The organism is Mesorhizobium sp. PUT5 (assembly GCF_052216645.1).
GTDB lineage: Bacteria > Pseudomonadota > Alphaproteobacteria > Rhizobiales > Rhizobiaceae > Mesorhizobium.
In genome coordinates this window covers 1,723,506-1,746,191 of record NZ_JBQOSO010000003.1, presented here as the reverse complement: position 1 = coordinate 1,746,191, position 22,686 = coordinate 1,723,506, and the positions used below count along the sequence as shown (strand labels likewise).

Here is a 22,686-nt window from a genome sequence, read left to right as displayed (position 1 = left end):
TCCGTGAAACCCAATAGCAGCCGGAACGGCACAGTCAGATGAAATTCCTCGATCAGGCCAAAGTTTATATCCGCTCCGGCGACGGAGGCGCCGGCGCGGTGTCGTTCCGCCGCGAAAAATTCATCGAGTTCGGCGGGCCGGACGGCGGCGACGGCGGGCGCGGCGGCGATGTATGGGTGGAGGCCGTGGACGGCCTCAACACGCTGATAGACTATCGCTACCAGCAGCATTTCAAGGCCAAGACCGGTGTGCACGGCATGGGCCGCAACCGCACCGGCGCCAAGGGCGCGGACGTCGTGCTGAAGGTGCCGGCGGGCACGCAGGTCTATGCGGAGGACAACGAGACGCTGATCTGCGACCTCACCGAAGTGGGCCAGCGCTTCCTGCTGGCCAAGGGCGGCAATGGCGGCTTCGGCAACCAGCACTTCAAGACCGCCACCAACCAGGCGCCGCGCCGGGCCAATCCCGGCCTGCCGGGCCAGGAACTCAACATCTGGCTGCGGCTGAAGCTGATCGCCGATGCCGGGCTGGTCGGCCTGCCCAATGCGGGAAAATCCACCTTCCTGGCTGCGGTGACGGCGGCCAAGCCGAAGATCGCGGACTATCCCTTCACCACGCTCTATCCGGGCCTGGGCGTCGCCCGCATCGACGCGCGCGAATTCGTCATCGCCGACATTCCCGGCCTCATCGAAGGCGCGCATGAGGGCGTCGGCATCGGCGACCGCTTCCTCGGCCATGTCGAACGCACGCGGGTGCTGCTGCATCTGGTTTCGGCGCAGGAAGAAGACCCGGCCAAGGCCTATGCGACCGTGCGTTCCGAATTGCAGGCCTATGGCCAGGGATTGGCGGAAAAGCCGGAGATCGTGGCCCTGAGCCAAGTCGACACGCTGGACGAAGAGGCCCGCAGGGAGAAGGCAGCGGCCTTGAAGAAGGCCTGCGGCCGCGCGCCCTTGCTGCTTTCGGCAGTCTCCGGGGAAGGCGTCGAGACGGCTTTGCGCGCGCTGATTTCCGTGGTGCAGGAGGCGCGGGAGCAGGCCGCTGAAGCCGACGTGACGGATGAGCGGTGGAAAGCATGACCATCATGGCGGTCCACGGCGTTGCCCCCCTCCCCCTCAAAAGCTACCGCCGCATCGCAGTGAAGATCGGCTCGGCGCTGCTGGTCGACCGCGCCAGTGGCCTGAAGCGCGAATGGCTGCAATCGCTGGCCGACGACATCGGCGCGCTGGCGGCGGACGGAACCGAGATCCTCGTCGTGTCGTCGGGGGCGATCGCGCTCGGCCGCACCATCCTCGGCCTCGGCAGGAAGGCGCTGAAGCTGGAGGAGAGCCAGGCGGCGGCGGCGGTCGGCCAGATCGCGCTGGCCGGCGCATGGGCCGAGGCGCTGGGCCGGCACAGGCTGAAATCCGGGCAGATCCTGCTCACCCTGGGCGACACCGAGGAACGGCGCCGCTATCTCAACGCCCGCGCCACTATTTCCACCCTGCTCAAGATGCAGGCGGTGCCGGTCATCAACGAGAACGACACGGTCGCCACCTCCGAAATCCGCTATGGCGACAACGACCGGCTGGCGGCCCGCGTCGCCACCATGATGGGCGCGGACCTTCTGGTGCTCTTGTCGGACATCGACGGGCTCTACACCGCCCCGCCGGCGCGCGACCCCAACGCCGCCTTCATCCCCCAGGTCGAGCGCATCACGCCCGACATCGAGGCCATGGCCGGTGCCGCGGCTTCGGAATTGTCGCGCGGCGGCATGCGCACCAAGCTCGACGCCGGCAAGATCGCCACCGGGGCGGGCACGGCCATGATCATCACCGCCGGCACGCGGCTGTCGCCGCTCAGGGCTGTCGAGCGCGGCGAGCGCTTCACCCTGTTCAAGCCGAGCGCGCATCCGGTCAAGGGCTACAAGACCTGGATCGCCGGCCAGTTGGAGCCGGCGGGCCGGCTCACCGTCGATGCCGGCGCGGTCGGTGCGCTGATGTCCGGCAAGTCGCTGCTGCCGGCCGGCGTGAAGCAGGTGGCGGGGAATTTCGCGCGCGGCGACACGGTGGCGATTCTGTCGCCCGAGGGGCGCGAGATCGCGCGCGGGCTGGTTGCCTACGATGCGGCCGATGCCGTAAGGATCGCGGGGCTGAAGACCGCCGAGATCGAGGCGGTGCTGGGCTACGAAGCGCGCTCGGCCATGATCCACCGCGACGACCTCGTGGTGAGCCATGCCGACGTGCAAGGCGGAGGTTGAGCCATGCTGAAGCTGCACGACGAGGCAGGGGACGACACGGCGACCCTGATGGCCGGGATCGGCCGCCGGGCGCGGGCGGCGGCCAGGCCGCTTGCGATCGCCTCGACCGAGGCCAAGAACGCCACGCTGAACGCCATGGCCGACGCCATCCTGGCCAACGAGAAGAACATCCTGGACGCCAACGCCATCGACCTTGCCAACGGCCGGGAGGCCGGCCTTTCGGCCGCCATGATGGACCGGCTTGCCCTCGATGCCGGCCGCATCCGCGCCATCGCCGAGGGTGTCCGTGCCGTCGCCGCCCTGCCCGATCCCGTGGGCACGACAATCGCCGAATGGGACAGGCCGAACGGCCTGCATATCGAGCGCGTGCGCACGCCGCTGGGCGTCGTGGGCGTCATCTACGAAAGCCGGCCCAACGTCACCGCCGATGCCGGCGCGCTGTGCCTGAAGGCCGGCAATGCGGTAATCCTGCGCGGCGGCTCGGATTCCATCAACTCGTCGGCGGCGATCCACGCCTGCCTGGCGGAAGGGCTGAAGACGGCGGGGCTGCCCGAGGCCGCCATCCAGCTCGTGCCGACCACCGACCGTGCCGCGGTCGGCGAGATGCTGAAGGGCCTTTCCGGCAATCTCGACGTCATCGTGCCGCGCGGCGGGCGAAGCCTGGTGGAGCGCGTGCAAACGGAAGCACGGGTGCCGGTGTTCGCCCATCTCGAAGGCATCTGCCACCTCTACATCGACAAGTCGGCCGATCTCGCCATGGCGGTGAAGATCGCCGTAAACGCCAAGATGCGCCGCACCGGCATCTGCGGCGCGGCAGAGACGCTGCTGGTCGACCGCGCGGCGGCCGCCACCCATCTGGTGCCGGTGCTGGAGGCGCTGCGCGACGCCGGCTGCGAAATCCGCGCCGACGTCGAGGTGCGGAAGCTTTTCCCGGATGCCGGAGCGGCCACCGACACCGACTGGTCGACGGAATATCTCGACGCCATCATCTCCGTGCGGCTGGTCGACGGCGTGGCCGGGGCCATCGAGCACATCGAGTCCTTCTCGTCCCATCACACCGAGGCGATCGTGGCCGAGGACGCGGCGGCGGCGGAAAAATTCTTCAACGAGATCGATTCGGCCATACTGCTGCACAACGCCTCCACCCAGTTCGCCGATGGCGGCGAGTTCGGCATGGGCGCCGAGATCGGCATCGCCACGGGCAAGATGCATGCGCGCGGGCCTGTCGGCGTGGAGCAGCTCACCTCCTTCAAATACCGCGTGCGCGGCTCAGGGCAGGTGCGGCCTTGAGCCCGGCCGGTCAATTCTAGGGTGCTGCCCCGCCGCTACCTGCGCATGCCGCATGTCGAGAAGGGCATGCAGGTGGGCCTGTTCGGCGGGTCCTTCAACCCGCCGCATGCCGGCCACGCGCTGGTGGCCGAGATCGCCCTGCGCCGGCTGGCGCTCGACCAGCTCTGGTGGATGGTTACGCCGGGCAACCCGCTCAAGAACGCGCGGGAACTGGCGCCCCTGGAAGAGCGCATCCGGCTTTCGGAGGCCGTGGCCGCCAACCCCAGGATCAAGGTCACCGCCTTCGAGGCCGCGCATCACGTGCGCTACACGGCCGATACGCTGGCGCTGGTGCGGGCAAGGAATCCGGGTGTCGATTTCGTCTGGATCATGGGCGCCGATTCGCTGCGGGACTTCCATCGCTGGCAGCGCTGGCGCGAAATCATGCTGACCTTTCCCGTCGCGGTGATCGACCGCCCCGGCTCGACGCTGTCCTTCCTGTCGTCCGTCGCGGCCAAGACATTCGACTACGCACGCGTCGACGAGCGGGATGCCCGGCGCCTCGCCCGCATGAGGGCGCCCGCCTGGACCTTCATCCACGGCCGGCGCTCGTCCCTCTCCTCCACCGCGCTGAGGCGGCCGGCCACAGGCTGAACGGCTGCCCCGCCTGCGGCGAAGCAGCATGCCGCCGTCTGCGGATGTCGCTTTTGCGGCGGCTTCCGGGCGGCGGACGAGGCAATCTCGCGCCATGAGCATGGTGCTGGACAAGGATCGGGCGGAGACGGATGCGGCGCGCGGCGGTCCGCCGGCACCGCTGATCGCGATCGCCAGCGTCATCCTGTCCATGGCGCTGATTGCGGTCGGCAATGGGCTGATGTTCGCCTATATCCCGGTGCGGCTGGGAGCGGAGGGCGTCGATCCCGTCTGGGCCGGGCTCATCATCACCGGCCTTTCGGCTGGCGGCGTGGCCGGCTGCCTGCTCATCGGCGCGCTGGTGCGCCGCGTCGGTCATGCACGGGCCTTCATGGTGCTCTCGGCGCTGATCGCGCTGTCCAACGTCGCCATCGGCGCCGGTCCGCATCCCGTCCTGTGGGTTGCGGCGCGCGCGCTCTACGGCTTTGCCATATGCGGCCTGTTCGTGGTGACACAGAGCTGGCTGAACGACGTGGTCGACAATGCCATCCGCGGCCGCGTCATGGCGTTGTCGTCCGTGGCCTACATCGCCGGCCTCGGCGTCGGCTACTATGCGCTGGCGCTGGTGGACATCAGCACCAACTCGGCACCGATGATCGGCATCGCCTTCACGGCGCTGTCCATTCTGCCGGTCGGCCTGACGCGGCTGGCCCAGCCGGCGCCGCCGGCCTCCGCCTCCGTGGCGCTGGCCAAGGCCTGGCGCATCTCGCCCGTCGGGGTGGCGGGCATGCTGGCCGTGGGCGGCCTTTCCATGACCATTTCCGGCTTCGCCCCGATCCACGCCACGGCCAAGGGCTACAGCCAGAACGATGTGGCGCTGCTGCTGGCCGCCATGCCGGTGGGCACGCTGATCCTGCAGATGCCGCTCGGCTGGATGTCGGACCGAACCGATCGCCGCTACGTGCTGATCTTCGCCGCGCTGCTGGCCGTGGCGGCCGGCATACTGGCCTTCGGTTTCGATGGCGGCGCACTTGCGGCGCTGATCGTCATCTACGTCGTCTGGGACGGGGCGGCCGAATCCGTCTATTCGCTCGCCACAGCCCATGCCAGCGACCGCGCCACACGCGACGACCTGGTGGCCTTGTCGTCCTCGCTGCTGTTTGCCTGGTCGGTGGCGGGCTTCGTGGTACCGGGCATCGTCACCGGCCTGTCGGCGCTCTACGGCACGCAGGTCTTCATACATGTGGCGGTGGCGATCGCGCTGGTCTATGCGCTGTTCGTGGCCTGGCGCGTCGCAAGCGCCGAAGCCCCGCTGGCCACTGCAAGCTTCGCGCCGATGACGGCGCAGGCGCCGCCGCCGGTAGACCTTGCCTTCGCGCCCGACGACGCGCCTGAGCGGGGGGAACCGTAGCGCATTGCGCGACGTTTTCGTCCAGGACGGCATTTGCAAGCCGTCTTGAAACTGAAACGGAACTCTGCCTATTTAAGTGACATCACCTGATTTGCAGGGTGATTTGGTTGTTCTTGCTGCGAAAGGAAAGACACTGAGAACAGCACTTCGGAAGAAGGCCGACCTTGTGCCTTCGCCGGCCGGGATCAGCGTCAGCGACGCATCCTCCCGTGCCCTCGAGAAAGTCCTTGCCAGTCTGGAAGACTCCAAGGCCGAAAACATCGTCTCCATCGACATCCAGGGAAAATCGACGCTCGGCGACTACATGGTGGTCGCGTCGGGCCGCTCGCACCGCCACGTCTCGGCGGTGGCCGATCATCTCCTCAAGGCGCTCAAGGACGCCGGCTTCGGCAATGCGCGCGTCGAGGGGCTGGCCAGCGCCGACTGGGTGCTGATCGATTCGGGCGACGTCATCGTCCATGTTTTCCGACCCGAGGTCCGCGAATTCTACAATCTTGAAAAGATGTGGCAGGCGCCGGACCTGGAGGAAGAAACCCTCCACTAGGGTCAAGGATGAAAGTTTCCGTGCATGCCGTGGGCCGGATGAAAGCCGGCCCCGAAAGAGAATTGGCCGAACGCTACTTCCAGCGCTTCGCCAAGAGCGGGCCGGCGATCGGGCTCGAATTCGCCGGTATCGTCGAAGTGCCGGAAAGCCGTGCGCAGACCGCAACCGAGCGGCGGCGCGAGGAGGGACGCGCCCTGCAGGCGCAGCTCCAGCCAGGCATGGTGCTGGCCCTGCTCGACGAACGCGGCCGCAGCTTCACCTCCGAGGACTTCGCCGGGCGCGTCGGCCTGCTGCGCGACGAGGGCCGCAAAGGCCTGCTGGTGGCCATAGGAGGTGCCGGCGGACACGACCAGTCGCTGCGCGACCAGGCCGACCTCGTGGTTTCGCTCGGCGCCATGACATGGCCGCATCAACTCGTCAGGATCATGCTGGCAGAGCAACTCTACCGCGCGGCGACCATACTTGCCGGGCACCCCTATCACCGTTCGTGAGCAGCCATCCGCAACCAGGCGGTGCTTCCAACATGGTTGATGTTCCGTTAACGAAGCCCGGTCTAGGATCGAGGTCGCATGGGTGAAGGACGGCGAACCAGAGCAAGCGTGCCCGGCGGCCTCGCGGCCGTGATGGCGGTGCTTGCCCTTTCGCTCGCCGGCGCCCGCGCGCAGGAGGCGGACGCCGCGGATCAGGATCGCGACCGCGCGGAATACGAGCAGCTTTCCAGGCAGATCACGCTTTCGGCGGAGCGGCTGGCCAAGCTTGCCGCGGACGTCGCCACGGTGAAGAAGGACCATGCCTCGATCACCGCAGCGCTGATCCAGTCGGCCAAGACCGAACAGAAGCTCGGCGAGGACATCGAGGACATCGGTGTGCGTCTGGAGGGGTTGAAGCAGCAGGAGGACGAGATCCGCGTCTCGCTGGCGCGCCGCAGCGGCGTGCTGGCCGAGGTGCTGGGCGCGCTGGAACGCATGGGACTCAACCCGCCGCCCGCCCTGCTGGTCAAGCCGGAAGACGCGCTTTCCTCGGTGCGCAGCGCCATCCTGCTCGGCGCAGTGGTGCCGGAAATGCGCCACGAGACCGAGAAGCTGATGGCCGACCTGAAGGAGCAGTCACGGGTGACGGCCTCCATCGAAGCCGAGCGAGCCCGACTGACGGCGGCCATGGGCGAGCAGGCGGCGGAGAAGCAGCGGCTCACCCTGCTTCTGGAGGCCAAGCGCAAGCTCCAGGCCGAAACCGAGAGCGCCCTTGCCGATGAGCGGCAGAAGGCACGCGACCTTGCCGCCCGCGCCGCCAGCCTCAAGGACCTCATCGCCTCGCTGGACGCGGAGGCCGAGAAGAAGCGCAAGCAGGCGGAGAAGGCCGCGGCAGACGCGGCCGCCCAGGCCGACCTGGCCATGCTGCCGGTGCCGGACGCCAACCGGCTGGTCGATTCGCCGCCCTTTTCGGCCCTGCAGGGCCAGATCGCGCTGCCCGCCACGGGCAGGATCAAACGCCGGTTCGGCGCCGACGACGGTAACGGCGGCGTGATGCAGGGCGACATGGTTGCGACACAATCGGGCGCAATCGTTACCGCGCCGGCGGATGGGACCATTCTGTATGCGGGGCCGTTTCGTTCCTACGGACAACTCTTGATCCTGAATGCCGGCGACGGCTATCATGTCGTGCTGGCGGGAATGAGCAGATTGAGCGTCGCGTCCGGCCAATCTGTGCTCGCGGGAGAGCCGATTGGCGCGATGGGCGAGGCCCGGGTGGCAAGCACCGCGCCTGCGCCGAGCGGAATGACCCAGCCGGAGCTCTATGTCGAGTTCCGCAAGGATGGAAAACCCGTCGATCCGACCCCGTGGTGGGCGGACCGCTTTTCTGGAAGGACGTGAAATGATGCGGAAATTGTCGCTCTTGCTTGCCGGCGCGCTCATGGGCGCCTCGGCCATGAGCCTCGTCTACGGCGCGCCCGGCTCCACCGCCAACGCCGCAGGTTCCGACACCTACAAGCAACTGGCGATCTTCGGCGACATCTTCGAGCGCGTGCGCGCGCAATATGTCACGCCGCCTGACGACAAGGCGCTGGTGGAGAACGCCATCAACGGCATGCTGTCCTCGCTCGATCCGCATTCATCCTACATGAATGCCGAGGAAGCGCAGGACATGCGCGTGCAGACCAAGGGCGAGTTCGGCGGCCTCGGCATCGAAGTGACGATGGAAAACGACCTCGTCAAGGTCATCACGCCGATCGACGACACGCCGGCGGCCAAGGCGGGCGTGCTGGCGGGCGACTACATCAGCAAGATCGACGGCACGGAAGTGCGCGGCATGACGCTCAACGACGCGGTCGACAAGATGCGCGGTCCGGTCAATACGCCGATCACCTTGACCGTGCTGCGCCAGGGCGCCGACAAGCCCCTCGAAATCAAGGTCGTGCGCGACATCATCAAGGTCAAGGCGGTCAAGTTCCGTGTCGAGAACGACGTCGGCTACATGAAGATCACCTCGTTCACCGAGAAGACCTATGACGACCTGCAGAACGCCATACAGCAGATCAAGAAGCAGGTTCCGAAGGACAAGCTGAAAGGCTACGTGCTCGACCTGCGGCTTAATCCGGGCGGCCTGCTCGACCAGGCGGTCAGCGTGTCCGACACCTTCCTGAACCGCGGCGAGATCGTCTCCACCCGTGGCCGCGACCCCAAGGACGTGACCCGCTTCGACGCCAAGCCGAAGGCGACCGACGACATCGAAGGCAAGCCGCTGGTGGTGCTCATCAACGGCGGTTCGGCCAGCGCCTCGGAGATCGTGGCGGGCGCCCTGCAGGACATGAAGCGCGCCACGGTGGTGGGCACGCAGTCCTTCGGCAAGGGCTCGGTGCAGACCATCATCCCGCTGGGCGAGAACGGCGCGCTCAGGCTGACGACGGCGCTCTATTACACGCCGTCGGGCAAGTCGATCCAGGGTACGGGCATCACGCCCGACATCAAGGTCGACCAGCCGCTGCCGCCGGAACTGCAGGGGCGCGACGTCACCCGCGGCGAGTCCGACCTGAAGGGCCATATCAAGGGCGCCGAAGAAAGCGACAAGGGCTCCGGCTCCGCCGCCTATGTGCCGCCGGACCCGAAGGATGACCTCCAGCTCATCTATGCCGAGGAATTGCTGCGCGGCCAGAAGACCGACCCGTCCTTCCCGCCCAATCCCGACAAGGCGGTGATGAACAACCAGTAGGTTCGCGCGGGACCTGCGCCAGGCCGCGAGATCGCGATAATTCTGGCCGGGCGCTGCCAGCAATGCGATGCTGCCGGGACCGTCAAGGTTCCGGCAGTTTGATTCGGGGCGCCTTCCAGGGGATGCGGCTTGACTGAGGGCACCAGAGAGATCGACCGTCCGCTCGGGCAGTCCGCGAGGAAAAGGCAGGGTCCGGCGCGACGGCGCATCAGCGGAGGCGCGCTGGCAGCGGGCCTCGCCGTCGCTGCCCTGGTCGTCGTGTCGGGCGCCATCGCGCTGCGCGAAAAACCCTTCCGCAGGATCGAACCCGTGGCGGTGGCAACGCCGGGGCCGACCACGCAGATGCCGGCGCCGGCATCCGCCACGCCTCCCCCACCCGCCGCTGCGCCGCCTGCGGCCGGCAGGCCCGATGGACCGCAAATCATCCATGTGCAACCGGTGGAGACCGGCGGACAGGCCGGCATCGTGGTGCGGGACCCCTCGGCGATCGGCCAGGACCTGTCCGTTGCACACCTTCCCGACAAGGCGCTGATCGAGGACAGCGAGACAGGGCCGCTGCCGATCCGCGCAGCCGACGGCCGGCGTCCGTTCGACGTCTATGCCAGGCCGTGGTCGGGCGCGCGCGGCGCACGCGTGGCCATCGTCATCGGCGGGCTCGGCGTCTCGCAGACCGGCACGCAGGAAGCCATCGCCAAGCTGCCCGCGGAGGTGACGCTTGCCTTCGCCTCGCAGGGCAACTCGATCGGCCGCTGGATGCAGGAAGGGCGGCGGCGCGGCCACGAGATCGTCATGCAACTGCCGCTGGAGCCGTTCGACTATCCGAACGTCAATCCCGGCCGCGACACGCTGACGGTGGCGGCGACGCCGCAGGAAAACCTGAAGAACCTGCGCCGGGTGCTGTCGCGCACCACCAACTACACCATGGTGATGAACTATATGGGCGCGCGCTTCTCGGCCGATCCGACCGCCTTCGCACCGCTCATGGCCGAGCTTGCCGAGCGCGGGCTTGGCTATCTGGACGATGGTTCTTCCGCACGCTCCGTCGCGCCGGATCTGGCGCAGAAGGACGGCGTGCCGCTGGCGGTCGCCGATACAGCCATCGACGTCGTCCAGGAGCGCGGCGCCATTCTGAAGAAGCTGGACGAACTGGAGGCCACCGCCCGCGCCAAGGGCTTTGCACTGGGCACAGGCTCGGCCTTCGGCGTGACGGTAGACGCGGTGGCGGCCTGGATCGTCGAGGCCAGCAAGCGCGGCATCGAGATCGTGCCGGTCTCGGCGGTTGCGAACGATCCCGAAAGGCGATGAACAAGATGCCCAGGACAAAAAAGCCGGTCGATCCCGAAAGCCTGCCCTATCGGCCCTGCGTCGGCACGATGGTGCTCGACACCCGCGGGCTGGTGTGGGTCGGGCACCGCATCCCCGAGCCGGACAGCGAGTTTTCCGGCACCGCGCAACTGTGGCAGATGCCGCAGGGCGGCATCGACAAGGGCGAGGAGCCGCTGGCCGCCGCCCGCCGCGAACTTTACGAAGAGACCGGCATGGAAAGCCTGGACCTCGTCGGCGAGGCGCCGGGCTGGATCAATTACGACCTGCCGCCACATCTCGTCGGCATCGCGTTCCGCGGAAAATATCGCGGCCAGACGCAGAAATGGTTCGCTTTCCGCTTCCATGGCGATGTGAGCGAAATCCGCATCAACCCTCCGCCGGGCGGCCATACGGCCGAGTTCGACCGCTGGGACTGGCGGCCGATGCGGGACCTGTCCAGCCTGATCGTGCCCTTCAAGCGCAAGGTCTATGACGAGGTGATCGCGGCCTTCAGGCACCTCGCCGGCTGAAGCGGCGCCCCGCGACGCTTCCGTGCGAATCTCGCCTCAGGCGAAACGCAAAACGGCACGATCCTCGAGTACCGCCTTATATTTCGGCGGGATCGTGCACAAAATAAATGCTACAAGCACGGCTGCACCGTTTCTACGGGAATATTCGAAAGGATTCGAGGGCAGCCGCCATGAACCAGATCATGCTGGAGCGGACCGTGGCGCCACAGCCAGGCCTTGCGGCGACAGGTGCCGTTCTCACCATCGATCTCGGCGCCCTGCGCGAGAACTATCGCAGGCTCCAGTCGCGACTCAGTCCGGCGCGCGCCGCCGGCGTGATCAAGGCCGACGGCTACGGGCTGGGTGCGGCACGGATCGCACGGGCGCTCATGGCGGAAGGCTGCGACACCTTCTTCGTCGCCCACGTCAGCGAAGGCATAGAGTTGCGCCCGGCGCTTGGCACGGGCCCTGCCATCCATATCCTCAACGGCATTCCTCCCGGGGCCGAGCCGGACGCGGCCGCAGCCGGCCTGACGCCAGTGCTCAACAGCAGCGGCCAACTTGCCGCGTGGCGCGACATGGCCCGGCGCCTGGCACGGAAACTGCCCGCGACCTTGCAGGTGGACAGCGGCATGTCGCGGCTCGGCATGACGCCCGGGGAAGTCGATGCGGTGGCAGCCGACCCACGGGCCTTCGACGGGCTCGACCTGAAGCTGGTGATGAGCCACCTCGCCTGCGCCGACGAGCCCGAGCATCCGGCCAATGAGGCGCAGCGGCTGGCCTTCGAGGAGTTGCGCGCGAAGCTGCCGCCCGCGCCGGCCGCGCTTGCCAACTCCTCCGGCATCTTCCTGGGCAAGCCTTACCATTACGACCTCGCCCGACCGGGCGCCGCTCTCTACGGCATCAATCCCACGCCGGGCCGCGACAACCCCATGCTGCCGGTCGTGCGGCTGGAGGCCAAGATCATCCAGACCCGCCTGCTCGACGAGGGCGCGGGCGTGGGCTACGGCCACACCTACAGCGTATCGGGCAAGCTGCGCGCCGCCACCCTGTCGCTGGGCTATGCCGACGGCTGGCACCGGCGCGGCGCGGCTGCGGCCTTCGTCGGCGGCGTGCGCCTGCCCTTCATCGGTCGCGTGTCGATGGACTCCATCATCGTCGACATCTCGGCCGTTCCCGAAGGGCGGCTGAAGGAGGGCGACCTGGTCGAACTGATCGGGCCGTCGCAGAGCGTGGACGACGTGGCGGAACTGACGGGCACCATCGGCTACGAAGTGCTGACCAGCCTCGGCCACCGCTTCCACCGCCGCTACCTCGGGTAACGGCGCGGATTTCCATGAATTTCGTGCGGACGGATATCGGGTAAGGCGTCGAAGAGCGCCGAGGGGGAGTTTACGATGAAGGTTCTCATTCTGGGCAGCGGCGTGATCGGCGTCACCAGCGCGTGGTTCCTGGCCGAGGCCGGCCACGAGGTGACGGTGCTCGACCGCCAGCCGGGACCGGCGCTGGAAACCAGCTTCGGCAATGCCGGAGAGGTCTCGCCCGGCTATTCCTCGCCCTGGGCCGGGCCGGGTGTGCCCGTCAAGGCGATCAAATGGCTCCTCATGAGGCACGGGCCGCTGAAGATCCGGCCGGCGCTCGATCCGCATATGTGGAGCTGGATGTTCAAGATGCTGGCCAACTGCACCTCGGCCCGCTACGCGGTCAACAAGGCGCGCATGGTGCCGATCGCCGAATACAGCCGCGACGTGCTGAAGGCGCTGCGCGCGTCCACAGGCATCGCCTATGACGACCGCGCGCAGGGCACTCTCCAGCTTTTCCGCACGCAGAAGCAACTCGACGGCATCGGCGGCGACGTCGAGGTGCTGAAGCAGTACGGCGTGCCCTACGAGGTGCTCGATCCTGCCGGCTGCGTGGCGGCCGAGCCAGGGCTTGCCGGCGTGCGCGGAAAATTCGTCGGCGGCCTGCGCCTGCCGGGCGACGAGACCGGCGACTGCAAGATTTTCACCGAGCGGCTGGCCGAGATGTGCGCGGCGCGCGGCGTGAAGTTCGAATACGGCACCACGCTGAAGGCGATCCGCGTCGAAGGCGGCCGCATCGCCGGCTGCGAGACCAGCGCCGGCAGCCGAACGGCGGACGCCTATGTCATGGCCATGGGCAGCTATTCGCCGATCTGGATGCGCAGGATCGGACAACCTATCCCGCTCTATCCGGTGAAGGGCTATTCGATCACCGTGCCGATCACCGACGCGGACAAGGCACCCGTCTCCACGGTGATGGACGAGACCTACAAGGTAGCGATCACCCGGCTGGGCGACCGCATCCGCGTGGGCGGCACGGCGGAGATCGCCGGCTACGATCTCACTTTGCGGGCATCGCGCCGCGAGACGCTGGAACATTCGGTGGGCGATCTGTTTCCCGGCGCGGGTGACATCGGCGCGGCCAGCTTCTGGTGCGGCCTGCGGCCGATGATGCCCGACGGCCCGCCGCTGGTGGGCAATTCGAAATTCGCCAACCTCTACTTCAACACCGGCCATGGCACGCTGGGCTGGACCATGGCATGCGGCTCGGCACGCGTGCTGGCCGACATAGTCTCGGGCCGCAAGCCGGAGGTCGACCCGCGCGACCTCAGCCCGGAACGCTACCGCAAATAGGCAGGGTCTCCCCTGCCCGCCCCCCTGCCCGCCGGAGACGTGCTCAGCGCGTGCAGGCGATTGGGGTTGCCCCACCCTTCATGACCAGCGCGTCGCGCCCGTCGATGACGATCGCGTCGTGGTGGGCGCCGAAACGGCTGTTCTGCCCGGCCGGCGAAGCCGGGAGTTCCTCGTCGACGCCGTCAGGGCCGAGAACCCTGACCGCCGAGCCGATATTCTCGATGGTCATCATGCCGCCGTCGGCGCAGCTATAGGTCGCGCGCCGGGGCTGGGGCCTGTCCTCGTCCGTCTGCAGTACGGGCGCTCCCGAAGTCAGCGCCGCGGCATGAGCCGGCCTGCCGTTCAGTGCCGGCGGACCGGGGTCCGACACGCAGGCGGCGGCAATGGTGAGCGGCAGAAGGGCGAGCGTCACCCTGACCATCCGGCCTAGGGCCATTGGAAGAACCTCCGATGCTGCAAGCCTAGATGCGCCTTCCCCTCGGGATCAAGGGGCCATCGCGACTTGTTAACCATATTGCACGAACGCAAGCGCATGCCCTGCCAAATCCCTTAACAATGGTTAAGAAATGGTTAACGTCTCGAATCGAGGAGGTGCCACCCTCATCGAAGGAGGAGACATCCATGCACCGCATTGCCCGGAAACGGATTCTTTTGGCGGCCCTTGCCGGCGCCGCGCTCGCCGCGGCCCATATCGCGCCGGCCCTTGCAGGGTCGCGCCATCACGACCGCGTCTATGCCGATTCCTTCGGCAACCTGGTCATCGACAGCGCCGCCGGATACAAGCGCATCATCGTGGGTGAAGGCGCGCGGGCCAAGCAACTGGCGAACTACACCGGGGGGCCCAAGGTCGAATATCTCGACGACATGGGCGGTCCTTTCGCGGAGGGCGGCTGCTACCGGCCGCCGGTCTTCGTCAAGGGCCGGAGCTACATGTACGGACTGTCGGACGGCGAAATGCCCGATCTCAACCCCTGCCGCTAGCGATCGCCCAGTTGGAAGGCCTGACTTCGAAACAGGGGGCCGAGGTGCGCACCTGGTCGCGGCCGCCCTTCTTGGCATTGTAAAGCGCGGCATCCGCACGCTGCATCAGATCGCCGAGCCCCTCCTGCGCCTGCAGTTCGGCGACGCCGAAGCTTGCCGTGCATCGGTGGAGCGCGGGCAATCCCTCGATGGGCAGGGAACTGAAGGCGCTGCGCGCACCTTCCGCGAACAGCCGCGCCGCCGCCAGGTTGGTGCCGGGCAGCAGGATGGCGAATTCCTCGCCTCCCATCCTCCCGGCGACATGGCTGGGGGCTGCGGCATCCCTGAGGAAACCGGCGAAGGTCTCGATGACATGGTCGCCGGCGGCATGGCCGAAACTGTCGTTGACCGCCTTGAAATGATCGAGGTCGGCGATAACCAGCGAGACCGGCACGCCATGGCGCGCGGCATCGCGCAGGGCCAGTTCGGCATGGCGCTGGAAACCGCCGCGATTGAGGAGGCCCGACAGGGCATCGCTTTCGGATCTGGCGGTGGCGTCCCGCATGACGTCGCGCACCAGCACGACCAGGGTGAGCACGGCCACCGCCATGGCAAAAACCGTTCCCAGCGACTGCGAGGCCATGGCATACGACGTTTGCAGATATTGCTGCGGCGCCGGCCCCCAGCCGCCCAACGCATGGGCCATGAAGGGCTTGGCCGCGAACTGCGCCCCGCTGCCCACCAGCGTGGCCATAAGCATGCGGTCGAGGAGTTCCGGCCTTTGCCGGGACGACCAGACGATCCCCGCGCCTGCCAATTGCATGATGGCATATGGAAGCTGGTAGGCCATCATGCGGGCAAGGGAGTGGCGCGGCAGATCCTGCGCGAAATAGACTACCACGCTGGCCGCGAAGAAGAACACCACCAGCGGCGCCCAGCGCAGCGCCACTTCGTATTTGCGTGCCAGGCCGACATTGTAGGCGATGGTCGAGGCGAGGAACAGGGCGAACGCCGCGACCACCGGCGGTCGGGCGTCGGCGAAGGCCGGGATGCTGAACTCGACGATCAGATAGGCCATGCAAAGGAGGTTGGTGAAGACCAGCCAGCGAGCCGAGACACGGCGCACATCGTAGACGGCAATCATCATGAACGCCCCGGCGAGCAGACCGGAGAGAAACAGATTGATAGCCAAGATGAAACTTGCGCCGCTCATATAGCTCCGCCCTTGTGGATGAATAACCCAGCCACGCCAAAGAACAGGTTAACGGCTGCATCGATGGCGGCGGAACCGGAGGCAAGGACCGGCGTTTCGGAACAAAAGCGCGAAGGAGGCGAACATGGCCGAAACGGTGATGCTGACGGATCATCAGGCGATCCGCGACTGGGTGGCCGCACGCGCAGGCTCTCCGGCGGTGGTGGATATTTCGCCCGAAGCCGGCACGCAGCCGATGCTGCGCATCGTGTTCGGGCAGCAGGCCTATGAGGATGTCGACCGCCCCGAGCGGCCCGCCAATTCGGGCGGCTTCGATCTGGTCGAATGGGACGAATGGTTCAAGCTGTTCGACAAGGCCCGGCTCGCCATGGTCGTGGCCAGGGACGTTCCGGGGCAGCGCGAGGAGTTCCACGAGTTCGTGCGGCGTCCCGGATAAGCCCAGAGCCTTTCATAGCTACACGGAACCATTCTGCCGGAGCAGGTTTGGGCCAAGGTCGAGGGGTTCGGCGAGGTCGATGTGGTGCATCGGCCGAGGCCGAAGCCCGACGGATTTGGCCCGAAGCGGCCCGGCAGAATGGTCCCGTGTAGCTATGAAAGGCTTGTCTTATGACTTTTGCTGCCGAACGGGCGAAGAAGGGACCGCCGGGAGGGGTAGCAGCCCCTCGTCGGCGGCGAGGGTCGGATCGTTGAAATGCTGACCGTTGACGGGTCGAGCTAGAGTGTGATCGCCCTCGTCTTTCTCTTGAGGCCTGAACGGATACCCGCAGTTCGGCTGCGGACGACAAGCACAGGACAAGCGAAAGATGATGAACGATACCATCGGCGTCGACATCTCGAAAGACCATCTCGACGCCCACCGCATGAGCGATGGCAAAAGCCGCCGCTTTGGCAACGACAAGGCCGGCCATAGAGCATTCCTGGCGTGGCTGGCACAGCCTGACACCCGCATCGTCTACGAACCGACCGGTCCTTATCACCGAGCCTTCGAGCGGAGGCTGGCGGATGGCGGCTTCGCCCTTGTCAAGGTCAATCCGCGTCAGGCAAGGCGCTTCGCCGAGGCCACCGGCCGGCTTGCCAAGACCGACCGGCTCGACGCCGCCATGCTGGCGCGCATGGGGATGTTGCTCGACCTCGAGGCCCGACCGACGCGCGGCCCGCTCCTTAATGATCTCAAGGATCTCTCCATGGCCCGCGAGGCGCTGGTGAAAAACCGCACGGCGGCGAAGAACAGAGCAAAGAACCTGACCTTACCCATCCTCAAGCGTCACAATGGCGAGCAACTCAGGCAGATCGAGCGCCAGCTCGCCGCGATCGAAGTCGAGATCATGAAGCTCATCAAGGCCGATCCTGACCTAGCCAACCGCTTCGACATCCTTGTATCGATCCCCGGCGTCTCGGCCATCACCGCCTTCGCGCTGATCATCGACATGCCCGAACTCGGCACCCTCGAAAACACCCAGGCTGCATCGCTCGCTGGCCTCGCCCCGGTCGCACGCCAGTCTGGAAAATGGACAGGCCGCGCCTTCATCAGAGGCGGTCGGGCCAACGTTCGCCAGGCCCTCTACATGCCGGCCCTCGTCGCCACGCGCTTCAATCCAGACCTCAAGGCAAACTACGATGGGCTCAAGGCCGCCGGCAAAGCCTCCAAGGTCGCCATCACCGCCATCATGCGAAAGCTGATCGTCCTCGCAAACGCACTGCTCAGGGACCACCGCAAATGGGCCCCATAACTTCCTTGACCAAAACGGATACTCTAGGACAAGAAAAAGGCCCCGGCCGGCTTGCGGCTCGGAGCATTTCCGAAAAGGCCAGGCAGCCCGCGGAAGCCTTGCCTATTTCCAGTCGCGGATGTCGACGAAATGTCCCGCGATCGCGGCGGCCGCCGCCATGGCCGGCGAGACCAGATGGGTGCGGCCCTTGAAGCCCTGGCGGCCCTCGAAGTTGCGGTTCGAGGTCGAGGCGCAGCGTTCATGAGGCTTGAGCCGGTCGTCATTCATGGCCAGGCACATGGAGCATCCCGGCTCGCGCCAATCGAAGCCGGCCTCGATGAAGATCTTGTCCAGCCCTTCCGCCTCGGCCTGCGCCTTCACAAGGCCCGAGCCGGGAACGATCATGGCGTTGACGCGCGGATTGACTTGTCTGCCCTTGGCGACGGCCGCCACGGCGCGCAGATCTTCGATGCGCCCGTTGGTGCAGGAGCCGATGAAGACGCGGTCGAGCTCTATGTCCGTGATCTTGGTGCCGGCGGCCAGCCCCATATATTCGAGCGCGCGCTTCTTGGAATTGCGCTTGTTCTCGTCCTCGATCAGGTCCGGGTCCGGCACCTCGCCGGTGACGGCCACCACGTCCTCGGGCGAAGAGCCCCAGGTGACGATGGGCGGCAGCTTGGCGGCATCCAGCACGACCACCTTGTCGAAATGCGCGCCTTCGTCGGACTTCAGCGACTTCCAGTATTCAAGCGCCATGTCCCAGGCCGCGCCCTTCGGCGCGCGGGGCTTGTCCTTCACATAGGCGAAGGTGGTCTCGTCCGGCGCGATCAGGCCGGCACGGGCGCCGCCTTCGATCGACATGTTGCAGACGGTCATGCGGCCTTCCATCGACAGCGAACGGATCGCCTCGCCGGCATATTCGATGACGTAGCCGGTGCCGCCGGCGGTGCCGATCTCGCCGATGATGGCAAGGATGATATCCTTGGCGGTCACGCCCTCGGGCAACTGCCCGTCGACGCGCACCAGCATGTTCTTGGCCTTCTTCTGGATCAGGGTCTGGGTGGCCAGCACGTGCTCCACCTCGGACGTGCCGATGCCGTGCGCCAGGGCGCCGAAGGCGCCGTGGGTGGAGGTGTGGCTGTCGCCGCACACGATGGTCATGCCCGGCAGGGTGAAGCCCTGCTCAGGGCCGATGATGTGGACGATGCCCTGGCGGCGGTCCTTCTCGGAATAGTATTCGACGCCGAAATCGGCGGCGTTCCTGGCCAGCGCCTCGACCTGGATACGGCTTTCCTCGTTCTTGATGCCGTTGACGCGGTCAGGCGAGGTCGGCACGTTGTGGTCGACCACGGCGAGCGTGCGCTCGGGGTGGCGAACCTTGCGGCCGGACATGCGCAGCCCCTCGAAGGCCTGCGGGCTGGTGACCTCGTGCACGAGGTGACGGTCGATATAGAGCAGGCAGGTGCCGTCGGCCTGGCGGTCGACAACGTGGTCGTCAAAGATCTTGTCGTAGAGGGTGCGCGGTGCGCTCATGTGCGTAAATCCGTCGATTCAAAAAATGGAAAGAAGGTGGCCATACCGGAATTCCTGCCGGCCGAAGCGGGACAGGCGAAGGCGGCTAGATAAGTCGGCAGATGGCCGAGCCGGAAACCCACGCGAAGAATCGTGCCGGCAGGCGCTTCTTGTCCTGCAGCACGAAGCCCTTGTAGGACGGGTTTCCGAACAGTTCTTCCATGGCCCGCTCCATAGCAATCTTTTGCCGGATCGGCAATTGCGACCACTATAGCACCTGGAAGACAAAGGTCTTCACCAGCGCCTCGGGATCGGCGACGGCATAGCAGCGGAACCACGGGCTTTCCTCCGCCAGGCGCCATTTTTGTCCTTGCTCCAGCTCGTCGAAGAGCGGCTGGAAACCGCCGCTTTCGAATACCTGGTCGCGAACCGTGAAGATGGCGTGGCCTCCCCTGCGCGTGATGCGGACCAGTTCGCGCAGGCCCGATGCCGGCGCGTGGCCCATGGTGAACACGCCGGTGGAGAAGAAGGCGCGGAAATGACCGTCCGGCCAGGGCAGCGGCCCGCCGAGCACGGCCTGCTTCAACTCGCCATAGGCGTTGCGCGTGGCGGCGACGGCCAGCATCTCCTGCGACAGGTCCAGTCCGGAAATGTCGGCATAGCCCAGCGCCTTGAGCTGCGGTCCGGTGAGGCCGGTGCCGCAGCCCGCATCCAGCAGCGGCCCCTCGTCAGCCGGCACATGCCGAGCCACCCAGGCCGCGATCAGGAAGGGCAGCAGGTAGCCGAGCGCGGCGGTCTCGCTGTCATAGCTCGCCGCCCAGGCAGCGTAGGCGGCCGAAAGCCCCTCGGACGTCGTCGCCGAGTAGACGGAATCCAGTGCCGCGTTCGCCTTGTCCAGCACGACGCCGGCATTGCTTCTCTCCGGTTCCATCGGCTCCTCCCTGCCGGCAAGGGTGAGGCCGGCGCCGCCTTGCGTCAAGACCGCGCGTGCTGCCGCCTGAGGCGCCTTTCCAGCGCCCTGAGCGCCAGCGACAAGCCGACGGTGAGGATCAGGTAGATATAGGCGACGATGGAATAGGTCTCGAAGAAACGGAACGAGCCGGAGGCGTAGATCTTGCCCATCTGGGTGATGTCGGCGACGCCGAGCACCGAGACCAGCGACGAGTCCTTGACCATGGCGACGAAATCATTGCCGAGCGGCGGCAGGATGGTGCGGATCGCCTGCGGGAACACGATCAGCCGGAAGCGCTGCAGGCGCGAGAGCCCGAGCGCCTTCGCAGCCTCGATCTGGCCGATCTCGACCGACTGGATGCCGGCGCGGAACACTTCCGCGATGAAGGCCGAATAGCCGATGGTGAGCGCCATGATCGCGCGCCACAGCAACGATATGTCGCGCACGATGAGCGCGTCCATCCAGCCGGCCTGCTGCAAGGGCGCGGTGACGAAATTCCACCCGGCGACAAAGGCCGGCGCACCGGCAAAGGCGATCCAGAACAGCAGCACCAGGATCGGCACGCCCCGGATGATCTCGACATAGAAGCGGGCGATCTGGCGCAGCCAGGCCGAGCCCGACAGCGCCATCAGCGCCACGCCAAGGCCGAGGGCCGCGGCCAGCGCAAAACCGACCACAGTGACGAAGACGGTGATGCCGATACCCTTGGCGACAGTGGCAAAGACCTGGCGATAGAGGTCGCTTCCCGCAATACCCACGGCCGCGACAACCGCGATGGCCACGGCCACGGCCAGCCACCAGGGGAATTCGGGCTTTTGAGCGCGCGCCGGCGGCTGCATGCCGAAGCCTCAGCCGCCGAAAGGCTGGAAGGTGCGAGGAAATGGACGCAACGCGCGCTTTCGCTTCACATCGGGTGCGCGAGGCATCCGCGTCTCACTCGCCCATCTTGTAGTCGAGGAACCACTTCCTGTTCAGCGCCTCGATGGCGCCATCCACCTTCATGGCGGCAATGGCGGCATTGACAGGGGCGACGAGGTCGGAGCCCTTGGGGAAGATGAAGCCGAAGTCCTCGGTGCCGAGCGGGCCGCCGATCAGCTTGAGCTTGCCGTCTGAAGCATCGACATAGCCCTTGCCGGCGGTCGAATCGGTCAGCACCACATCGACGTCCCCCACCTTCAGCGCCTGCACGCTGGCGCCGAAGGTCTCGAACAGCTTTATCCTGGGGTTCTGCTCGTTGCCGTCGAGCACGCTGTAGACGGCGGTGTAGAAGGGCGAGGTGCCTGCCTGCGCGCCGACCAGCCCGTCCTTGAAGGCGGCGAAGCTCTTGGCGTCGGTGAAGCGGTTTTCGTCGCCGCGCACCAGCATGAACTGCTCGTTGCGCATATAGGGCTCGGAGAAATCCACCTTGGCCTTGCGTTCGTCGTTGATGGTGATTCCGGTCATGCCGATGTCGTACTGATGGTCGGACACCGCCTGGATCATCGCGTCCCACGAGGTGTTCTGGTACTCTGCCTGGAAGTTGAGCCGCCTGGCGATCTCGTCCATCGCGTCATATTCCCAGCCGATCTGCTTGCCGGTCTTGGGATCGACGAATTGCAGCGGCGGATAGGCGTTTTCCGTGACGACGACGACCTTCCGGCCGGCCAGGTCGGGAAGGTCCTGCGCAAAGGCGGCAAGCGGCGCAAACAACAGCGCGGCGAGGGCCGCAAGCAGCAGTTTCGTTCTGGTCATGGCAATTCCCCCGAAAATGGCGCCAGCCTTTCCGGCGGCGACGGCTGCTTCGACTTTAGCCGCCCGCCGGCACCTTTCAAGACGGCCCGATGCGCCGCCGGTGCGCTATGCGCATGAAAAAAGGCGGCCGAAGCCGCCTTTTCGAGATGGTTTTTGCGCAGGGCTTATTCGGCGGCCTTCTCGGCAGCCGCCTTCTCGGCGGCGTCCTGTGCGGCCTTCTCGGCGGCCAGAGCCTCGGCAGCGGCCACCTTCTCGGCCTCGATCCGTGCCCTTTCGGCGTTCAGCGCGTCGCGCTCGGCCTCGTTCAGGCGGCGCGCACGCGCGCCCGTGTTCTCCGAGATGCGGGCCGACTTGCCGCGACGGTCGCGCAGGTAGTAGAGCTTGGCGCGGCGCACCTTGCCGCGGCGCACGATCTCGACGCCCTCGACCATCGGCGAATAGACCGGGAACACACGCTCCACGCCCTCGCCGTAGGAAATCTTGCGGACGGTGAAATTCTCCTGGAAGCCGGAGCCGGAACGGGCGATCACGACGCCCTCATAGGCCTGCACGCGGGTGCGGGTGCCTTCCGTGACGCGCACGTTGACGCGGACGGTGTCGCCGGGCTGGAATTCGGGAAGCTTGCGCTTGGCTTCGATCTTGGCGGCCTGCTCGGCCTCGATCTGACGGAGGATATCCATCTCAAAATCCACTTCTTGTTCTTCCGACAGCCAGAGCGCCCGACGCTCGCCTCGCAGTCTCGCGGGACAAAATCCCGAGGACCGCTTGGTTATGCCTTTTGCCGGCTGGCATCAGGCAGGGGCGGCTACACCGTCACTGTTGACGGGCCCCGCAGGATTCT

At 66.6% G+C, this 22,686-nt stretch carries 23 protein-coding genes; 16 read left to right on the top strand and 7 right to left on the bottom strand.

Going from position 1 to position 22,686, the window contains the following annotated elements:
- Positions 1-38 precede the first annotated feature (38 nt).
- From obgE to ACTDI4_RS09835, 13 genes are all read left to right on the top strand, one after another.
- Positions 39-1,076, top strand: coding sequence for a GTPase ObgE (gene obgE / locus ACTDI4_RS09895; protein ID WP_442840990.1), 1,038 nt, complete (start codon positions 39-41; stop codon positions 1,074-1,076).
- Positions 1,077-1,081: 5 nt separating this feature from the next.
- Positions 1,082-2,236 (top strand): glutamate 5-kinase, encoded by a 1,155-nt coding sequence (gene proB / locus ACTDI4_RS09890; RefSeq protein WP_442843320.1) that lies wholly within the window; start codon positions 1,082-1,084, stop codon positions 2,234-2,236.
- Between the two features lie 3 nt (positions 2,237-2,239).
- Positions 2,240-3,526 (top strand): glutamate-5-semialdehyde dehydrogenase, encoded by a 1,287-nt coding sequence (locus tag ACTDI4_RS09885; RefSeq protein WP_442840989.1) that lies wholly within the window; start codon positions 2,240-2,242, stop codon positions 3,524-3,526.
- Positions 3,527-3,571: 45 nt separating this feature from the next.
- Positions 3,572-4,159 (top strand): nicotinate-nucleotide adenylyltransferase, encoded by a 588-nt coding sequence (locus ACTDI4_RS09880; protein WP_442843319.1) that lies wholly within the window; start codon positions 3,572-3,574, stop codon positions 4,157-4,159.
- 100 nt (positions 4,160-4,259) lie between these two features.
- On the top strand, positions 4,260-5,549 hold the full coding sequence (locus ACTDI4_RS09875) for an MFS transporter (protein ID WP_442843318.1): 1,290 nt from the start codon (positions 4,260-4,262) through the stop codon (positions 5,547-5,549).
- 166 nt (positions 5,550-5,715) lie between these two features.
- A complete protein-coding gene (rsfS, locus tag ACTDI4_RS09870) occupies positions 5,716-6,093 on the top strand; it encodes a ribosome silencing factor (RefSeq protein ID WP_442840988.1) in 378 nt (125 codons plus the stop codon).
- An 8-nt stretch (positions 6,094-6,101) separates the two neighbouring features.
- On the top strand, positions 6,102-6,584 hold the full coding sequence (gene rlmH / locus ACTDI4_RS09865) for a 23S rRNA (pseudouridine(1915)-N(3))-methyltransferase RlmH (protein WP_442840987.1): 483 nt from the start codon (positions 6,102-6,104) through the stop codon (positions 6,582-6,584).
- 78 nt (positions 6,585-6,662) lie between these two features.
- Entirely contained in the window at positions 6,663-7,964 is a 1,302-nt protein-coding gene (locus ACTDI4_RS09860; protein ID WP_442840986.1) for a murein hydrolase activator EnvC family protein, read from the top strand.
- 1 nt (position 7,965) lies between these two features.
- Positions 7,966-9,300: a S41 family peptidase gene (locus ACTDI4_RS09855; RefSeq protein ID WP_442840985.1), complete on the top strand. Its 1,335-nt coding sequence runs from the start codon at positions 7,966-7,968 to the stop codon at positions 9,298-9,300.
- Positions 9,301-9,429: 129 nt separating this feature from the next.
- Entirely contained in the window at positions 9,430-10,605 is a 1,176-nt protein-coding gene (locus ACTDI4_RS09850; RefSeq protein WP_442840984.1) for a divergent polysaccharide deacetylase family protein, read from the top strand.
- A gap of 5 nt (positions 10,606-10,610) precedes the next feature.
- Entirely contained in the window at positions 10,611-11,135 is a 525-nt protein-coding gene (locus ACTDI4_RS09845) for an RNA pyrophosphohydrolase (protein WP_442840983.1), read from the top strand.
- Between the two features lie 170 nt (positions 11,136-11,305).
- On the top strand, positions 11,306-12,436 hold the full coding sequence (gene alr / locus ACTDI4_RS09840) for an alanine racemase (protein WP_442840982.1): 1,131 nt from the start codon (positions 11,306-11,308) through the stop codon (positions 12,434-12,436).
- A 75-nt stretch (positions 12,437-12,511) separates the two neighbouring features.
- Entirely contained in the window at positions 12,512-13,768 is a 1,257-nt protein-coding gene (locus ACTDI4_RS09835) for a D-amino acid dehydrogenase (RefSeq protein ID WP_442840981.1), read from the top strand.
- 43 nt (positions 13,769-13,811) lie between these two features.
- Here the strand turns inward: ACTDI4_RS09835 and ACTDI4_RS09830 are convergent, their stop codons facing one another.
- A complete protein-coding gene (locus ACTDI4_RS09830; protein ID WP_442840980.1) occupies positions 13,812-14,204 on the bottom strand; it encodes a hypothetical protein in 393 nt (130 codons plus the stop codon).
- Positions 14,205-14,389: 185 nt separating this feature from the next.
- On the opposite strand from ACTDI4_RS09830, the gene ACTDI4_RS09825 reads away from it, so the two are divergent.
- On the top strand, positions 14,390-14,749 hold the full coding sequence (locus ACTDI4_RS09825) for a hypothetical protein (RefSeq protein WP_442840979.1): 360 nt from the start codon (positions 14,390-14,392) through the stop codon (positions 14,747-14,749).
- On the opposite strand, the gene ACTDI4_RS09820 is transcribed toward ACTDI4_RS09825, so the two are convergent.
- Positions 14,733-15,941: a diguanylate cyclase gene (locus ACTDI4_RS09820; RefSeq protein ID WP_442840978.1), complete on the bottom strand. Its 1,209-nt coding sequence runs from the start codon at positions 15,939-15,941 to the stop codon at positions 14,733-14,735. The two genes, ACTDI4_RS09825 and ACTDI4_RS09820, sit on opposite strands and share 17 nt — an antisense overlap.
- 124 nt (positions 15,942-16,065) lie before the next feature.
- On the opposite strand from ACTDI4_RS09820, the gene ACTDI4_RS09815 reads away from it, so the two are divergent.
- Positions 16,066-16,377: a hypothetical protein gene (locus ACTDI4_RS09815; RefSeq protein WP_442840977.1), complete on the top strand. Its 312-nt coding sequence runs from the start codon at positions 16,066-16,068 to the stop codon at positions 16,375-16,377.
- A 367-nt stretch (positions 16,378-16,744) separates the two neighbouring features.
- Positions 16,745-17,671 (top strand): IS110 family transposase, encoded by a 927-nt coding sequence (locus ACTDI4_RS09810; protein WP_442840151.1) that lies wholly within the window; start codon positions 16,745-16,747, stop codon positions 17,669-17,671.
- Between the two features lie 102 nt (positions 17,672-17,773).
- Here the strand turns inward: ACTDI4_RS09810 and leuC are convergent, their stop codons facing one another.
- From leuC to rplS, 5 genes are all read right to left on the bottom strand, one after another.
- Entirely contained in the window at positions 17,774-19,183 is a 1,410-nt protein-coding gene (leuC, locus tag ACTDI4_RS09805; protein ID WP_442840976.1) for a 3-isopropylmalate dehydratase large subunit, read from the bottom strand.
- Positions 19,184-19,430: 247 nt separating this feature from the next.
- Positions 19,431-20,093 (bottom strand): class I SAM-dependent DNA methyltransferase, encoded by a 663-nt coding sequence (locus ACTDI4_RS09800; protein WP_442840975.1) that lies wholly within the window; start codon positions 20,091-20,093, stop codon positions 19,431-19,433.
- A gap of 44 nt (positions 20,094-20,137) precedes the next feature.
- A complete protein-coding gene (locus tag ACTDI4_RS09795) occupies positions 20,138-20,953 on the bottom strand; it encodes an amino acid ABC transporter permease (protein ID WP_442840974.1) in 816 nt (271 codons plus the stop codon).
- Between the two features lie 94 nt (positions 20,954-21,047).
- Positions 21,048-21,845, bottom strand: coding sequence for a transporter substrate-binding domain-containing protein (locus ACTDI4_RS09790; protein WP_442840973.1), 798 nt, complete (start codon positions 21,843-21,845; stop codon positions 21,048-21,050).
- Between the two features lie 164 nt (positions 21,846-22,009).
- Positions 22,010-22,525, bottom strand: coding sequence for a 50S ribosomal protein L19 (gene rplS / locus ACTDI4_RS09785; RefSeq protein ID WP_442840972.1), 516 nt, complete (start codon positions 22,523-22,525; stop codon positions 22,010-22,012).
- Positions 22,526-22,686: the final 161 nt, after the last annotated feature.

What these genes read in the sequence shown, in the direction of transcription:
- obgE (WP_442840990.1), top strand. Translation starts at nt 39, where the DNA reads ATGAAATTCCTCGATCAGGCCAAAGTTTATATCCGCTCCGGCGACGGA.
- proB (WP_442843320.1), top strand. Translation starts at nt 1,082, where the DNA reads ATGGCGGTCCACGGCGTTGCCCCCCTCCCCCTCAAAAGCTACCGCCGC.
- ACTDI4_RS09885 (WP_442840989.1), top strand. Translation starts at nt 2,240, where the DNA reads ATGCTGAAGCTGCACGACGAGGCAGGGGACGACACGGCGACCCTGATG.
- ACTDI4_RS09880 (WP_442843319.1), top strand. Translation starts at nt 3,572, where the DNA reads ATGCCGCATGTCGAGAAGGGCATGCAGGTGGGCCTGTTCGGCGGGTCC.
- ACTDI4_RS09875 (WP_442843318.1), top strand. Translation starts at nt 4,260, where the DNA reads ATGGTGCTGGACAAGGATCGGGCGGAGACGGATGCGGCGCGCGGCGGT.
- rlmH (WP_442840987.1), top strand. Translation starts at nt 6,102, where the DNA reads ATGAAAGTTTCCGTGCATGCCGTGGGCCGGATGAAAGCCGGCCCCGAA.
- ACTDI4_RS09860 (WP_442840986.1), top strand. Translation starts at nt 6,663, where the DNA reads ATGGGTGAAGGACGGCGAACCAGAGCAAGCGTGCCCGGCGGCCTCGCG.
- ACTDI4_RS09855 (WP_442840985.1), top strand. Translation starts at nt 7,966, where the DNA reads ATGATGCGGAAATTGTCGCTCTTGCTTGCCGGCGCGCTCATGGGCGCC.
- ACTDI4_RS09845 (WP_442840983.1), top strand. Translation starts at nt 10,611, where the DNA reads ATGCCCAGGACAAAAAAGCCGGTCGATCCCGAAAGCCTGCCCTATCGG.
- alr (WP_442840982.1), top strand. Translation starts at nt 11,306, where the DNA reads ATGAACCAGATCATGCTGGAGCGGACCGTGGCGCCACAGCCAGGCCTT.
- ACTDI4_RS09835 (WP_442840981.1), top strand. Translation starts at nt 12,512, where the DNA reads ATGAAGGTTCTCATTCTGGGCAGCGGCGTGATCGGCGTCACCAGCGCG.
- ACTDI4_RS09830 (WP_442840980.1), bottom strand. Translation starts at nt 14,204, where the DNA reads ATGGCCCTAGGCCGGATGGTCAGGGTGACGCTCGCCCTTCTGCCGCTC.
- ACTDI4_RS09825 (WP_442840979.1), top strand. Translation starts at nt 14,390, where the DNA reads ATGCACCGCATTGCCCGGAAACGGATTCTTTTGGCGGCCCTTGCCGGC.
- ACTDI4_RS09820 (WP_442840978.1), bottom strand. Translation starts at nt 15,941, where the DNA reads ATGAGCGGCGCAAGTTTCATCTTGGCTATCAATCTGTTTCTCTCCGGT.
- ACTDI4_RS09815 (WP_442840977.1), top strand. Translation starts at nt 16,066, where the DNA reads ATGGCCGAAACGGTGATGCTGACGGATCATCAGGCGATCCGCGACTGG.
- ACTDI4_RS09810 (WP_442840151.1), top strand. Translation starts at nt 16,745, where the DNA reads ATGATGAACGATACCATCGGCGTCGACATCTCGAAAGACCATCTCGAC.
- leuC (WP_442840976.1), bottom strand. Translation starts at nt 19,183, where the DNA reads ATGAGCGCACCGCGCACCCTCTACGACAAGATCTTTGACGACCACGTT.
- ACTDI4_RS09800 (WP_442840975.1), bottom strand. Translation starts at nt 20,093, where the DNA reads ATGGAACCGGAGAGAAGCAATGCCGGCGTCGTGCTGGACAAGGCGAAC.
- ACTDI4_RS09795 (WP_442840974.1), bottom strand. Translation starts at nt 20,953, where the DNA reads ATGCAGCCGCCGGCGCGCGCTCAAAAGCCCGAATTCCCCTGGTGGCTG.
- ACTDI4_RS09790 (WP_442840973.1), bottom strand. Translation starts at nt 21,845, where the DNA reads ATGACCAGAACGAAACTGCTGCTTGCGGCCCTCGCCGCGCTGTTGTTT.
- rplS (WP_442840972.1), bottom strand. Translation starts at nt 22,525, where the DNA reads ATGGATATCCTCCGTCAGATCGAGGCCGAGCAGGCCGCCAAGATCGAA.